11 protein-coding genes, 1 pseudogene and 1 other annotated feature are annotated in these 15,094 nt (G+C 40.3%); of the genes and pseudogenes, 9 read left to right on the top strand and 3 right to left on the bottom strand.

Features of this window, described 5'->3' with window-relative positions; genetic code table 11:
- The first annotated feature begins 8 nt into the window (after positions 1 to 8).
- A complete protein-coding gene (locus tag DWY31_RS12890) occupies positions 9 to 941 on the top strand; it encodes an AEC family transporter (protein WP_117536728.1) in 933 nt (310 codons plus the stop codon).
- A 312-nt stretch (positions 942 to 1,253) separates the two neighbouring features.
- Positions 1,254 to 3,173, top strand: coding sequence for an Ig-like domain-containing protein (locus tag DWY31_RS12885; RefSeq protein WP_118520838.1), 1,920 nt, complete (start codon positions 1,254 to 1,256; stop codon positions 3,171 to 3,173).
- Between the two features lie 153 nt (positions 3,174 to 3,326).
- Here DWY31_RS12885 and DWY31_RS12880 read toward each other — a convergent pair whose 3' ends face one another.
- Together DWY31_RS12880 and DWY31_RS12875 are read right to left on the bottom strand one after the other, a co-directional pair.
- Positions 3,327 to 4,706, bottom strand: a complete 1,380-nt coding sequence (locus tag DWY31_RS12880) for a CapA family protein (RefSeq protein WP_021859544.1) — start codon at positions 4,704 to 4,706, stop codon at positions 3,327 to 3,329.
- A 152-nt stretch (positions 4,707 to 4,858) separates the two neighbouring features.
- On the bottom strand, positions 4,859 to 5,281 hold the full coding sequence (locus DWY31_RS12875) for a hypothetical protein (protein WP_117536725.1): 423 nt from the start codon (positions 5,279 to 5,281) through the stop codon (positions 4,859 to 4,861).
- A 359-nt stretch (positions 5,282 to 5,640) separates the two neighbouring features.
- Here DWY31_RS12875 and DWY31_RS14290 point away from each other — a divergent pair.
- From DWY31_RS14290 to iadA, 4 genes and pseudogenes are all read left to right on the top strand, one after another.
- Positions 5,641 to 6,258 (top strand): annotated as a pseudogene (locus tag DWY31_RS14290) (P-II family nitrogen regulator); the annotation flags it as partial.
- An 81-nt stretch (positions 6,259 to 6,339) separates the two neighbouring features.
- Positions 6,340 to 6,559: a binding site (T-box leader), on the top strand.
- Positions 6,560 to 6,685: 126 nt separating this feature from the next.
- Positions 6,686 to 9,115, top strand: coding sequence for a leucine--tRNA ligase (leuS, locus tag DWY31_RS12860; protein WP_117536723.1), 2,430 nt, complete (start codon positions 6,686 to 6,688; stop codon positions 9,113 to 9,115).
- Between the two features lie 203 nt (positions 9,116 to 9,318).
- Positions 9,319 to 10,503, top strand: a complete 1,185-nt coding sequence (locus DWY31_RS12855) for an NAD(P)-dependent malic enzyme (protein WP_021859548.1) — start codon at positions 9,319 to 9,321, stop codon at positions 10,501 to 10,503.
- Between the two features lie 20 nt (positions 10,504 to 10,523).
- Complete coding sequence (iadA, locus tag DWY31_RS12850) at positions 10,524 to 11,663, top strand: beta-aspartyl-peptidase (protein ID WP_021859549.1); 1,140 nt, start codon at positions 10,524 to 10,526, stop codon at positions 11,661 to 11,663.
- 66 nt (positions 11,664 to 11,729) lie between these two features.
- Here the strand turns inward: iadA and DWY31_RS12845 are convergent, their stop codons facing one another.
- Entirely contained in the window at positions 11,730 to 12,572 is an 843-nt protein-coding gene (locus DWY31_RS12845; RefSeq protein WP_117536722.1) for a MurR/RpiR family transcriptional regulator, read from the bottom strand.
- A gap of 480 nt (positions 12,573 to 13,052) precedes the next feature.
- Here DWY31_RS12845 and DWY31_RS14225 point away from each other — a divergent pair, with 480 nt between their 5' ends.
- From DWY31_RS14225 to DWY31_RS12830, 3 genes are read left to right on the top strand one after another with little or no spacing between them, the layout of a single operon-like run.
- Positions 13,053 to 13,307, top strand: a complete 255-nt coding sequence (locus DWY31_RS14225; RefSeq protein WP_243060593.1) for a hypothetical protein — start codon at positions 13,053 to 13,055, stop codon at positions 13,305 to 13,307.
- Entirely contained in the window at positions 13,304 to 13,834 is a 531-nt protein-coding gene (locus tag DWY31_RS12835) for a sodium:solute symporter family transporter (RefSeq protein WP_243060591.1), read from the top strand. Before DWY31_RS14225 ends, DWY31_RS12835 begins: the two co-directional genes overlap by 4 nt.
- Positions 13,835 to 13,847: 13 nt before the next feature.
- On the top strand, positions 13,848 to 14,609 hold the full coding sequence (locus DWY31_RS12830) for a creatininase family protein (protein ID WP_243059834.1): 762 nt from the start codon (positions 13,848 to 13,850) through the stop codon (positions 14,607 to 14,609).
- The last annotated feature ends 485 nt before the right edge of the window (positions 14,610 to 15,094 follow it).

Raw genomic sequence — 15,094 nt, 5'->3', positions numbered from 1 at the left:
AGAACAGAATGGAACTAAGCATCTTACTGGCAGAACAAATTTTATCCATGTTTCTGACAATGATTGTTGGATATATCATTGTCAAGATTGGATTATTCAAGGAGACAGACAGCAAGATCATTTCCAATATGGTAGTTTACATCTGTTCTCCCTGCGTAATTATTGATGCGTTTCAGATTGAGTTAACCGATGATAAATTACAAGGATTATTGATTGCTGTTGTGGCAGCAATTTGTGTTCATATTGTTATGATTGGTGGGACGAAGCTAATGGAAAAACCACTGCATTTTAACCGGATTGAGAAGGCATCTGTCATTTATTCAAATTCAGGGTATCTGCTCATCCCGTTGGTAGGGAATGTTCTTGGAAAAGAGTGGGTATTTTATACAACCGCTTATAATCTGGTACAGACTGTACTACTCTGGACGCATGCAGTCGGAATCATCAGCAAAAAAGACGAAAAGAATTATAAAGAGATATTCCTGAATCCGAATATGATTGCTATGTTTCTTGGAATGCTTATGTTCATATCCAGGATTCGGCTTCCACAAGTGATCGGAACATGTGTAAGCAGTTTCGGAGATATGATCAGTTCGGCAAGTATGCTGGTAATCGGAATGGTGATTGGAAATGTTGATTTAAAGTGGGTGTTCCGTCAGAAGCGGCCGTATCTGATCTGTTTTATCCGGTTAATCTTTTATCCGGTGATCGGTGCAGTCGCATTTGGAGTTCTTGGCAGTATGGAAATACACCCGGATGCAGAATATATTCTTATGATCGTATTTCTCGCAACAGCCGCACCAGTTGCAGCAATGGTAACGCAGCTTGCACAGATTTACGACCAGGATGTCAAATACGCAAGTGTCATCAATGTGATGTCAGTGATATTCTGTATTATCACAATGCCATGTATGGTGATGCTGTACGAGAGTTTCTTTTAAACCTATAACATTTAGTGGAGGCTGTCAGTGGCAGATTTTGCAGTAAAAATAGTTTAATAAAATAACAAAGAAGGAAGAGCCGTTGAAAATGATATGTACCCTCTTTACTGGACGAACCAGTAAGGGGGTATTTTTACAAGACGATTTCGAAGTAAAATCAGAGAATGGATTTGGATTGAAGAATTATATGGAAAAACAATTATAGGAAACACGAATATATAGAGTTGATTATCAATAATACCGATTGGTTAAAAAATCAACAAACCACTATAATGAAAGAATACCACTTGTACGAAAAAAGGAGGAAGGATTATGAGAGGAAGAATCCAGAAAGCACTTGCCGTTATGGCTGCTGTGGCAGTAACGGTAACATCCGCAGGAGTTGCATCTGTGGATGCACAGGCAGCAACTGTGAAACCGAAAAAATTGACCGTAACATCGTCGGTTTCCAGCAAAGTTATTGATGTGAAGGGGACAACAAAGATTTCTGTAAAAAGTGTCAGCCCGAAGAATGCAAGCAGAAGCGTTACATACAAGTCAAGTAATACGAAAATTGCTTCTGTATCCAGCAAAGGTACAGTAAAAGGAAAGAAAACCGGAAGTGTAACGATCACAGCAACATCCAAAGTAAACAAGAAAGTAAAAGCTTCTGTAAAACTGAAAGTAAAAGATCTGAAACCAAGTAAGGTATCCATTCCGGCAGCTCTCAGTCTTACAAATGGAAAGAAAGCAATTGTTAAGGCAACAGTAAGTCCGGCGGGAGTATATGCACCTGTAAAATTCAGTAGCAGCAATACAAAAGTTGCAACTGTATCTTCCACAGGAACGGTAACAGCAAAAAGTGCTGGTAAAACGGTAATTACAGCAAAGCTGACTCAGAAAAACAGCAAGGGTAAATATCTGACAGCAAAAACAACTGTAACAGTAAAGAAAGCAGAGACAAAACCGGAAGAAGTTCCAAGCGCAAAGAAAACAGATGTATTTGTATCACCTGCATACATTAAGAGCGTTATGGATGGAAAACAGGAAGAATCCAAGAATTATGTGATTCTTGATACATCTACAGAGGCTGCGCCATATAATGAAGGACATATTCCAGGAGCTTATCACTGCTCTGTGCGTCAGGTAGAGTCAAGTACTTATGCGGCATATGCAAATAATACAATTGACTATACAGATGAGAATCTTGGAAATCTGCATGAGCCTGCAGAACTGGCTGCATTATTGAAAAAATATAATATTACAAAAGATACCATGGTAATCTTATATGGTGCACATCCGGCAACAGAGCGTGTAGCATTTTGTTTCCTGTATTGTGGAGTTGAAAATGTAAAAGTGTTAAATGGTTCGCTTACAAACTGGAAAAATGCAGGATATGAAGTAGAGACAAAAGTTAATACACCTGTAACAGATGCAAATTATGATTTCGGAACAACAGTTCCGGCACATCCGGAATATATTGTTTCCAAAGAAGAACTGAAAGATAAACTTGCAAATGATAAGAATTTCCGTCTTGTAAGTATCCGAAGCCTGGATGAGTTCAAGGGATTATCGGATGGAAACTATCCGATGCTTCAGGAAAAAGGTGAGATTGCCGGAGCAGTATTCGGACGTGCAGGGAATGATGCGAACACAATGGAAGAATATATGAATGCGGACGGAACTTTGATTTCTTATGAGAGATTCAAAGGTTTTATGGCAGATAGCTATGTATATCCGACAAATGAGGTGTGCTTCTTCTGTGGAACAGGATGGAGAGCAACAATGCCTCTTCTGATGGCATATGAAAAAGGCTGGAAAGTAAGTCTGTATGATGGAGGTTGGTGGCAGTGGACCAGAGATCTGGAGCACAATGCGATCCAGATGCTGACACCGGAACAGGCAAGAACATGCAGCAGCTTTGAGTATACAAATATGGATGTAAAACTTCAGGTAGGAGATACTTATAAGAATAGTGATATTCATATCTTCCCTGCAAGTGGAACACTTCCAACTGTACGTTTCAAATCTAACAATACCAATGTTGCAACTGTAGATGCAGATGGAAATGTAACAGCTGTTGGCGTAGGTACAGTGAATATTAAGATGATTGCAACAGATTTCTCAGGAAGAAATACATCTTACACTGTAACTGTCACAGAGAAGCAGGCAGTACAGAGCACAAAAAAAGCAGAGAAGACTGTGAAAACAGAAGAGCCTTCCCAGACAGATGCTCAGGCAGATGATAAATAAAAGAAGATTAAAACTGACTTAGAGATTAACACAAAAAGTGGTAGAAAAAGAACCGGCGCGTGTGTGCCGGTTCTTTTGTGCCATTACAGTCCAAATGAAGACAGTCTTCAATACTTGGGACATCGGTAAGTGTTCTTATAAAAATTTAGGATTCTACAATCCATCTACAGTATCAGTAGAGGAATCCGTTGTACCTGTCGAGTCTGTTGTGCCGCTGCCGGAAGAATCCGATGCGCTGTCCGGCGAACTATCCGTGGAACTGTCTGAGCCGGCATCTGATGAAGTGTCAGATGTGGTATCTGTCGTTCCGGAAGTAGAATCGGAACTGTCGCTTGCAGGTGTTTTAAATTCTCCGTTTGCAATCGCTTCGTTATAGTTTTTAATCAGATCCAGAAGTGCCTGATTCTGATCTCCTTCTAGTGGTGTCGGGCAATAATCGTTGCGTACTGATGTGGAAGAGATTGAGCAAGGAATGATATTTTCTTTCGCATTTTTCTGAACTTTTCCCTTTTTGAAAGAGAATGTCTGCTGATAGATCATCGTATTCTTATCAGCTGGGTTGGAGTTTCCGCCAAAACAAAAGTTTCCAAGACTGTAGACAATGGATTTGCCTTTGTAGTATTCAATACCCTGCAAAACATGTGGGTGATGTCCGATAACGAGGTCAGCACCCTGATCTACTGCCAGGTGTGCAAGTGTCTGCTGGTTCGTGTCCGGACTGGTTTCTTTTTCCGTTCCCCAGTGGAAATTTGCAATGATCAGATTTGCGCCGTGTTCTTTTAAAGCCTGGATATTCTGTTTTACCTGTTCTTCGCGATCCAGATGATCATTCAGTTCATAAATACCGGTAAGTCCGACTTTGATCTTGCCGATTTTAATGATATCAACGGTATCGTATCCGAATGGAGCGATACCGGCATCGGTCAGGTTTTTGATTGTATCGGTATAACTCTGTTCGCCGTAATCAGAGCTGTGATTGTTCGCTGTATTGGCAGCTTCTACCGAATTGTTTGACAGAATCTGTGCATATTCCGGTGGCGCCTTGAAGGCGTAACTTTTATTTTCTCTCGTTGTCTCTGTAGTCAGTGTTCCTTCAAAATTCACAATAGAAAGATCATCCTTTTCCAGAATGGATTTTACATTTTTGAAGAAATAATCAGCGCCGTATTGATTATAGTAAGCTGGCAGGCTGGTCGAAGAATCAAAATGTTCATCTGTACCAAGCGTACAATCTCCCATGGAACTTATAGTCAGGGAAGTTGTGGAAGGATTACTCTTTCCTTTGATCGTAAATTCATTCACGGTTACACCGGAAGTGTCAATTGAAGGTGCCTTCTTTTTCTTTTTTTGAGCTGTCTGTTCCGTCTTCGGACTGGAGCCGGTAATTGCATGTACAATTGCTTTGATTCCGGAAAAGATTCCAAAGCAGATCAGAAGCAGAATCAGAATTACAACAGCGCGTCTGACGTGAAGATAGATTCTTCTAAGCTTCCGTCGGCGGCGCCTCAGTCTTTGTCTTTCGTTCTTGTCCATTGTTTGTTCCTCTTTTTCATTCTTTTAAATAAGCGTTATAATGCGCATCCTGCCGGAGGTTTTTTACATGATGGGGAATGCAATTTCCTATCATATAAAAACAGGCAGCTTCTGAATACAAAAAGCCGCCTGCTGTTGTCCTGATCAGATCATTAATTTAAAAATGTGCAACCGTCAGTATTAACTGCGGATAAATCGTCTTTGGCAGCACTGATGCTTACATAAAAGTCAATGTTGCATTCGCTAGAGAGTTTTTTCAGTCGTTCGATAAATTCCGGAATATTTTCCAGAGAAATGTCAGCATGTTTTAAAATACCATCGATAAAGATACACTCGATATCATGGTTAGAACTGTACATACCATATAAGAATCCGATATATTCATCTGTGTTAGTAATTGTTGGAAAATCATCCATACAGATTGTACGGATATCAAATGCTACACTTGCTGTGTCGCGATGTGTTTTTTTGATAAAAACAACATTTCCGTTGCATCTCTTAGCCTGCGCATTAGCCTGCTCAATCATTGTTTGTGTTTTTCCGCTGCCTTTTGGGCCTGTTAATAAATTTACCATGGCAAACTCTCCTTTATGTATCAGATTTACTGAATAATATCAGTATGAGTACTTGAGCTTATTATACACGAAATGACGAAAAGGAACAACTATTTTTTAGATTTTTATATAAAATTCTGAAAATTGTACATACGACTTGACAACTGAAAAAACGTACACTAAACTAAACCGCATGAAAGCAAAGGCGCTTCGAGATTATTCTCGAAGCGCCTTTGCTTTCTGATAATCATTGCAGGGATAAAGAACACAAAGGTGTGGTTTTTTGTATGTTGGCGACAGAAATCCATGCCTTTCTTTATTTCATGATTTTTCAGACAGGTAATGAGAGAAGGAGGACGATTATGACAAAAGAGATAATGACAGCAATTACAATGACGATCGTGTTTAAAGTGATCGATAGAACATTGGGACTTCGGGTTTCGGAAGAAGAGGAAATTATCGGTCTGGATGCAACGGAACATGGACTTTCTTCTGCTTATGCAGGATTCAGTTTAATGGATGTTACAGGTGGAGGTATGAATGTAAATGAAAATACAGAACTTGGTGAGAGCGATTATGATGCGGCATCAGAAGTACAGCGTGCAGCGGCAGTGAAGGTAACTACGCCTGTAGATGCAGAGACAGGTATTCATAAAGTTGTAATTATTGCAAAACTTTCCCGGTATGAAAAACTGAAAAATGCATTAAATACACTTGGTGTAACCGGAATGACTGTAACACAGGTTATGGGATGCGGTATCCAGAAAGGCGCCGGAGAAAAATATCGTGGTGTAGAAATGGATGTAACAGTGCTTCCGAAAGTAAAAGTTGAAGTAATAATAGGAAGTATTCCGGTTGAAAAAGTAGTAGAAACCGTAAAGAAAACATTGTATACAGGACGTATCGGAGATGGCAAGATCTTTGTTTACAACGTACAGAAAGTCATTAAAGTCCGTACCGGAGAAGAAGATCTGGATGCGCTGAAAGATGTAGAATAAAAAATATCGTTTTGGAGTGGTGCAATCTTAAGATAGGGGTTGACTTATTTTAACATTCTTCATATAATAGATGGGAATAACGCAGAAACGTTGAAGAGGAATATTAAGAGATCATTGTTTTTCAGAGAGCTGTCGGTTGGTGTGAGACAGCAAGCGTAATCTCCCAACTCGCCTCGGAGTTCTATTATTGAACAGGAGTAGATAATAGCGGGTCTTCCCGTTACAGAAGTGAATGAGTGCATCCGGTATATCCGGGTGAAGAAGAGTGGTACCACGGAAATCAAGCCTTTTCGTCTCTTAGAGATGAGGAGGCTTATATTTTTATATAATAAGAATTTCAGTTTCTATTATACAAAAAGCCTCCGGCAGGCTCTGAAGGTGGAAATCAAACATAAAAAGTTATTTAGAAAACAGGAGGAATGGAAAGATGTCAAAGATCCCTTATAATCATAAGGCAATCGAGAAAAAATGGCGCGAAAACTGGGAAAAGAACCCGGTCAATGTGACAACGAACGATGACGGAAGCAAAAGAGAGAAATATTATTGTCTGGATATGTTCCCATATCCATCAGGAAATGGACTTCATGTAGGACACTGGAGAGGTTATGTAATCTCTGATGTATGGAGCCGTTATAAATTGCAGCAGGGCTATTACATCATTCATCCGATGGGATGGGATGCATTCGGACTTCCGGCTGAGAACTATGCAATTAAGATGGGTGTACATCCGTCTATTTCCACAGAAGCAAATATTAAAAATATCAAGAGACAGATCAACGAGATCGCAGCTTTATATGACTGGGATCGTGAAGTAAATACAACAGATCCGAATTTCTATAAGTGGACACAGTGGATTTTCGTGAAGATGTTCAAAGAGGGCCTTGCATATGAGAAAGAGTTCCCAATCAACTGGTGCCCGTCCTGCAAGACAGGTCTTGCAAACGAAGAAGTTGTAAATGGTAAATGTGAACGCTGCGGAGCAGAAGTTACCAAGAAGAATCTGCGGCAGTGGATGTTAAAAATCACAGCATATGCAGACCGACTTTTAAATGATCTGGACAAATTAGACTGGCCTGAGAAAGTTAAGAAGATGCAGACAGACTGGATTGGTAAATCTTATGGTGCAGAAGTTGACTTCCCGGTAGAAGGAAGAGAAGAAAAGATCACAGTATATACAACCAGACCAGATACATTATATGGAGCAACCTTTATGGTACTGGCTCCGGAGCATGAACTTGCAAAGAGCCTGGCTACAGATGAGACAAGAGAAGAAGTTGAGAAGTACATTTACGATGCATCCATGAAGTCTAATGTAGACCGTATGCAGGATAAGGAAAAGACAGGTGTATTTACAGGAAGTTATGCAATCAACCCGTTAAATGGCGAGAAGACACCAATCTGGTTATCTGATTATGTACTTGCAGATTATGGTACAGGAGCAATCATGTGTGTACCGGCTCACGATGACCGTGACTTTGAATTTGCAACAAAATTCGGCATCCCGATCATCCAGGTTATCGCAAAAGACGGAAAAGAAATTGAAAATATGACAGAAGCATACACAGAAGCTTCCGGAACAATGATTAATTCCGGTGAGTGGAATGGTATGGAATCTTCTGTACTGAAAAAAGAAGCACCACACATTATCGAAGAACGTGGAATTGGTCGAGCTACTGTTAATTACAAACTGCGTGACTGGGTATTCTCACGTCAAAGATACTGGGGAGAACCAATCCCGATCGTACACTGTCCAAAATGTGGCAATGTTCCGGTACCGGAAGAAGAACTGCCGTTACGTCTGCCGGATGTAGAGTCCTACGAGCCGACAGGAACAGGAGAATCTCCGCTTGCTGCAATTGACGAGTGGGTAAATTGTAAATGCCCGCAGTGTGGCGCTGATGCGAAGAGAGAGACAAATACAATGCCACAGTGGGCCGGATCTTCATGGTATTTCTTGAGATATGTAGATAACCATAACGATAAGGAATTAGTATCCAGAGAGAAAGCAGACGCAATGCTTCCGGTAGATATGTATATCGGTGGTGTGGAACATGCGGTACTGCATCTTTTATACTCCCGTTTCTATACCAAATTCCTTTGTGATATTGGAGTGATTGACTTTGATGAGCCATTCCACAAATTGTTCAACCAGGGAATGATCACAGGTAAGAACGGTATCAAGATGAGTAAATCCAAGGGAAATGTTGTATCTCCTGACGATCTTGTAAGAGATTACGGATGCGATTCCCTGAGAATGTATGAACTTTTTGTAGGACCACCGGAGTTAGATGCTGAGTGGGATGACCGTGGTATTGACGGAGTAAACCGTTTCCTGAAGAGATTCTGGAATCTGGTTATGGACAGCAAAGATGCAAACATCGAAGCTACCAAAGAGATGATCAAAGAACGTCATAAGCTTGCAAAAGATATCACAACCCGTCTGGAAAGCTTCAGCCTGAATACAGCGATTTCCGGATTTATGGAGCATAATAACAAACTGATCGAGATTGCGAAAAAAGCAGGCGGAATCGATACAGAGACATTATCTACAATGGCAGTACTGCTTTCACCATTTGCACCGCATATCGCAGAAGAAGTTTGGGAGCAGTTAGGTCATGAAGGCAGTGTATTCAAAGCCGGATGGCCAACATACGATGAAGAAGCCATGAAAGATGATGAAATCCAGGTACCTGTACAGATCAATGGTAAGACAAGAGCAGTTATCTCTATTGCAGCAGAAAGTAGCAAAGAAGAAGCGATTACAGCAGGAAAAGAAGCAATTGCAGACAAACTGACCGGAAATATCATCAAAGAGATCTATGTACCGAAGAAGATCATTAATATTGTAATGAAATAATAATAGAATTGTGGTAGTACGAAGTACGGAACGATTCGTATGGTATTTTTTAACTTTAACATTATATATAAGAGAATTACAGATAAGACAAGGACGGTTATTGTACAAATTGCAGTAGCCGTCCTTCTTTTCCCTTTCTTTTTAGTCTATGAAGTGGTATGCTTGTGGATAGAAAACGGATCGATAAAGGAGATAGCATAAATATGAATTACAATGAGATGGCATTAAAAATGCACGAAGAACACAAAGGAAAAATCAGTGTCACATCAAAAGTAGCGGTAAAGACAAGAGATGATCTTAGTACGGCGTATACTCCGGGTGTTGCAGAACCTTGCCGGAAGATCAGAGATGATAAATCAGAAGTGTACAGATATACAGCAAAAGGAAATCTCGTAGCAGTTGTATCTGATGGGACGGCAGTTCTGGGACTGGGAGATATCGGTCCGGAAGCGGCAATGCCGGTTATGGAAGGAAAATCCATTTTGTTCAAAGAATTTGCAGGAATTGATGCATTTCCGATCTGTCTGGATACGAAGGACACAGATGAGATCGTGGAGACTGTTAAACGTCTTGCTCCTACATTCGGTGGAATCAATCTGGAAGACATTTCTGCACCGAGATGCTTTGAAATCGAGAGAAGATTAAAAGAAGAACTGGATATTCCGGTATTCCATGACGATCAGCACGGAACAGCGATCGTTGTATCCGCAGGTCTTACGAATGCTTTGAAATATGTCGGAAAAGAATTTTCAGAAGCAAAAGTAGTCATCAATGGTGCCGGATCTGCAGGAATTTCTATCTGTAAATTATTATTAGAGCTGGGAGTCGGTGATATTGTCCTTGTTGATAGGAACGGAATCCTTGCAGTCGGTGAAGAATGGATGAATCCTGCACAGAAAGAGATGGCAGAAAAGACAAATAAAGAACAGATCCATGGAGATTTAAAAACTGCAATGCAGGGTAGAGATGTATTTGTTGGTGTATCTGCTCCGAACATAGTTACAGCAGAGATGGTAAGTACAATGGCAAAAGATGCGGTTGTATTTGCAATGGCGAATCCAACACCGGAGATTATGCCGGATGAAGCCAAGAAAGGCGGAGCCAAAGTTGTTGCAACCGGAAGATCCGATTTCCCGAATCAGATCAACAATGTGCTTGTATTCCCTGGAATTTTCAGAGGTGCGCTTGATGCAAGAGCAACCGATATTACGGAAGAGATGAAGATAGCCGCAGTGAAAGCAATTGCAGACATTATCAAGCCGGAAGAACTGACAGAAGATTATATTATACCGGGTGCTTTTGATGAAAGAGTTGCTGATAATGTGGCAAGAGAAGTTGCAAAAACAGCAATAGAGACCGGAGTTTCTAAGTTGAAAAAAGCAGAATAATTGCGAAAGAGGAATTGGTTATGTTATTAGTAAAAAATGCAGAGGTATACGCACCAGAATACCTGGGGAAAAAGGATGTTTTGATCTGCGGAGGAAAAATTGAAAAGATTCAGGATGAAATTGGTTCGCTTCCAGTTGAATGTGAAGTGTTAGATGCCGAAGGAAAGATGCTGACGCCAGGGTTTATTGATCAGCATGTACATATTACCGGTGGAGGCGGAGAAGGAAGCTTTCATACGAGAACACCGGAATTACAGCTCTCTGAGTTAGTGGAAAATGGTATAACTACAGTCATAGGGCTTCTGGGAACAGATGGAATTACAAGAAGTGTGGAGAATCTTTATGCAAAAACCAAGGCTCTTTGCGAGGAAGGCGTAAGTGCATATATGCTTACGGGAGCTTATGGCTATCCGAATCCGACAATTACCGGAGAAGTTGATCGAGACATTGTATTCATCGACGAGATACTCGGTGTGAAGCTTGCTATTTCCGATCATCGTGCACCGAATGTGACAGAAGAGGAACTGATCCAGATCGCAAGCAAAGTAAGAGTTGCCGGTATGCTCAGCGGGAAACCGGGGATTGTTGTGTTGCATATGGGAGACGATGAGGCTGGATTACAACCGGTATTCCGTGCGTTGGAGAAAACGTCTATTCCTACTCGCATTTTCAGACCAACACATGTAAATCGAAATGAACATCTGTTGGAGGATGGATATGAATTTTTAAGAAGAGGCGGATATGTAGATTTGACTTGTGGCATGCATTCTTCTCCGGGAAGTTATGTTCTGGAAGCAAGGAAAAGAGGAATTCCTACTGAACATATTACGATGAGTTCGGATGGACATGGAAGCTGGTCTCACTATGCGGAAGATGGAACCCTTTTAGAAATTGGAGTGTCCAGTGTAGATGCACTTTATAAAGAATTAAAATATATGGTGAAAGAGCTTGGAATGAAGCTTGAGGATGCATTACCTTATATGACAAGCCATGTGGCTGAGGGGCTGGATCTGCTTCCGAAAAAGGGATGGATAAAAGAAGGAGCAGATGGAGATGTTCTCCTGTTTGATCAGAATATGGAGCTGGATACTTTTATAGCAGGTGGTCGTATTCTCATGAAAAACAAGGAAATCCTTCAAAAAGGAACTTATGAAAAATAATAGAAATTAATAGCGTAAACAAAAAACAGGAGATATGGATAGGAAAATCCGTATCTCCTGTTTTTACTAGGAAGATAATGTATTTATAAAATTCTGTCGTTCGGACGGAGAAATGCTGTCAATGACGAGACAGGATGCCAGGATATTCAGCATGGCAATTGGAATTGTCATTGAATTATAAAACATTTCTGTGGAAGTAGGGCAAATAAGGAGCAAATCACTGTGGCATGCAGCCGGGGAAGCATCGCTGTCGGTGATCGTTAAAATCGGGACACCGGATTCGGAAGCTTTTTTTGCAATATTTCCTATCGGAAAATAGTAGCGCGGGAAAGAGAATAAAATTACAAGATCTCCCTCTGTAAGTTTTCGTAATGTTTTCTGTGTTTGCTCCAAATCGGACAGGTCAATCAGAATGACGTTGTAATACAAGATTAAGAGTCGCAATTTTAAAAATTCTCCAGGCACTTTCGATATATCATGTGCAAAGATAAAAATACGATTACTGCGTCGAATCTTATCAGAAGCTGCCAGAATGGTATCCATAGGCAAATCAGAGATAAACTCGGAAAAGGCACTCACTTCCTGGCTACAGATTTCTAAGAGCATTCGTTCGCGCTCGGGTGCTTTGCCAGCTTCTAATTCTGGAACGAAATAAGTGGAAGAGGATGCGATTCGAATCATCTTCTGTGTATAATCACGGAATTGTTCTTTCAAGCCAACAAATGTGGAACAGCCCAGTTTCTGGCAAAAACGAAGAAGTGTCAATTCGGAGGATCGTGTCTGCTGACTGAGCTGAGCCAGAGTGATGTAGCTTATTTCTTCTGGGTTGGCAATCAGGTAATCTGCGATTGTTTTTTGTTTTTTTGTAAGTGTCGGATATAATTCCTGAATATGTTCTAAAATGTCCATATAGTTTCCTTTCGCTTTTACAGTAAAATGTTTCGTGATATTTTACAAAATATAAGTGATGACTTTACAAATCTATTATAACATGTATAATGAAAAATAGAAAGTAAAGTATATACTTAACTAAAAGAAAATTTATAAGTACCAAAAAGGAAAGAGGAGGACAAGGCTATGAAAAAATAGTTTGAAGAGCACTTCGAACGAACCTGGCTGATTATTTTTTTATTTATGTTTGTGATCATTATGATTCCATTTCCATTCTTTTACAGTGAAACATACATCCCTTCATTTGGCGGGGTTCCGTTGTTCCTGTATGGATGGTTTATTCACACTGCGATTACATTTGCATTGATCATCAAGTATTATCGCATGTGTATGAAGCGAAAAGAATATCACACCTATGATGAGGAGGAGAAGTAATTATGAACGGAGCAGCAATTCAGCCTTCACCAGGCTCTTTCTATACGGTGCTGGTACTTTATCTTGGAATTATGGCATTTATTGGTTGGTATGCAGGGCGCTATGATGACGGATGTAATCCAGGGTTCCTTGATGATCGCAACAGCAATTGTAACTTTTATTGTTTCTATTGTAATGGGAGGAGGCTTTGGCAATATCAATCATACACTTCAGAGTATGAATGAAGCTTATCTTGCATTTCCGGGTGCCAATGGCTATATGCCTTGGGCATATTATGTATCCAATATTGTATTGTGGTCTTTCTTTTTGTTCCGATGATTTTGCAGAGAGGTCTGAATCCGTTTTTAGCTTCTATTTTCATTGCTGGAATTGTAGCTACCGGTATGTCTACTATTGATGGTATATTAGTAACGAAAACCGGTGCGGTTACGCGTGACATTTATCAGAAACTCATCAATAAAAAAGCAACAGATGAGAGTGTAATGAAGCTTTCGAAAGTAGTAACTATTCTGATCGGTATTATCGTAATTTGTTTCGGCGTATTCCAGCCAGGCAGTATTTTCGAAATTAACCTGTTTGCGTTCTCGGAAATGGCAATTTTTGTAGTGCCGATTCTATTTGGTATTTACTGGAAGAAAGCAACTGCACAAGGAGCGATTGCAGCGGTAGTAGTAGGTGTAATATCACTGTTACTCTTCACGTTGAATCCAACTATAAAAGCATTTGCGTTTGGATTCCATGCATTGTTCCCGACAACAATCATTTCATCAATTGTAATGGTTGTTGTAAGCAAATTCACAAAAACACCACCGCAAGAAACAATTGAGCGTCATTTTGCGGTGTAGTATAAAGGAGGAAATGAAAATGTATCTTGCAAAATTAACTACAGCACAGGCAAAAGAAGCCTTCAAGAAAGATCCGATTGTTGTAATCCCGGTAGGAAGCACGGAGCAACACGGTACACAGAGTGCACTCGGAACAGACTTCATGGTTCCGACATATCTGGCGGATCATGTGGAGGACATCGAAAATGTCATTATAGCTCCAACAGTTCCGTATGGTGTATGTCCATATCATTTAAGTTTTGAAGGAAGCATCAATATTGGATATGAAGGACTTTACCTCGTACTTCATGGCATTATGGATTCTCTTATGCAGCACGGAGCAAAACGTTTTGTAGTTTTAAATGGTCATGGCGGAAACACACCTTCTATCGACCGTGCGGCTTTAGAGGTATATCATAAGGGCGGTGTATGTGCCAGCGTTGACTGGTGGAGTCTGGTTGCACAGTTAGATAAGAAGTTTGAAGGCGGCCACGGTGACGTACTGGAAACATCTGCAATGATGGCAATTTGTCCGGAGTCTGTTGATCTTGAACTGAGTCAACCGATCAATGCACAGGATCCAACTGAAAATATGAAGGCTGCATATATCCAGGCAGTAAATTTCAAGGGCGGTATTGTACGTCTTGTTAGAGATACGAAGGAAATTGCTCCAAGCGGTTGGTTTGGACCTTTTGATCCGAAAGAATCATCAGCTGAACTGGGACAGCAGGCATTAGATCTCGCAGTATCTTATATCCGTGATTTCTTGGAGGAAATGAAAAAGATAGAATTATAAGTATCTAAATATAAGTAAAAGTAGAAAACTGTTGTTTTGCGATTGGAAAATTGCGAAGCGACAGTTTCTTTTTATTATGTTCTTGCAGCAATAAAGTTATTCAAATTTATCTCAGTCGAGAAGATTCCCACCTCTTTTAGGTGGTGAGTAAATGCAAATTCGTCGCAGTGGGAGTCCAATCTCCGACTGAGATAAACGCTCCGCGAGGATGCGCAGTGATTCTGATAGGAATATGTCAGCTTTGCTGACCAGAATCACGCGCTAAGTCTCACGAACGTTCGACTTGAATTGTTTTACTGGTCTTTACTAAATTGTATAAAATGACACAAAAACATAAAAAATAACAGGTTAATTGTATTAAATATCTAAATTGCAGAAAATATAAAAACATTGTTGACAATTCCAACCTTCGGTGTTATTCTAATATAGCTGTCGCGTGAGACACACCTGAGAAGCGTAGATGTCACACGGAAGACAACAAAGAA

Source organism: Dorea sp. AF24-7LB, from assembly GCF_003478575.1.
Taxonomy (GTDB): domain Bacteria; phylum Bacillota; class Clostridia; order Lachnospirales; family Lachnospiraceae; genus Dorea_D; species Dorea_D hominis.
The sequence above is the reverse complement of the archived record's forward strand: the minus strand, read 5'-3'. Positions and strand labels throughout refer to the sequence as shown.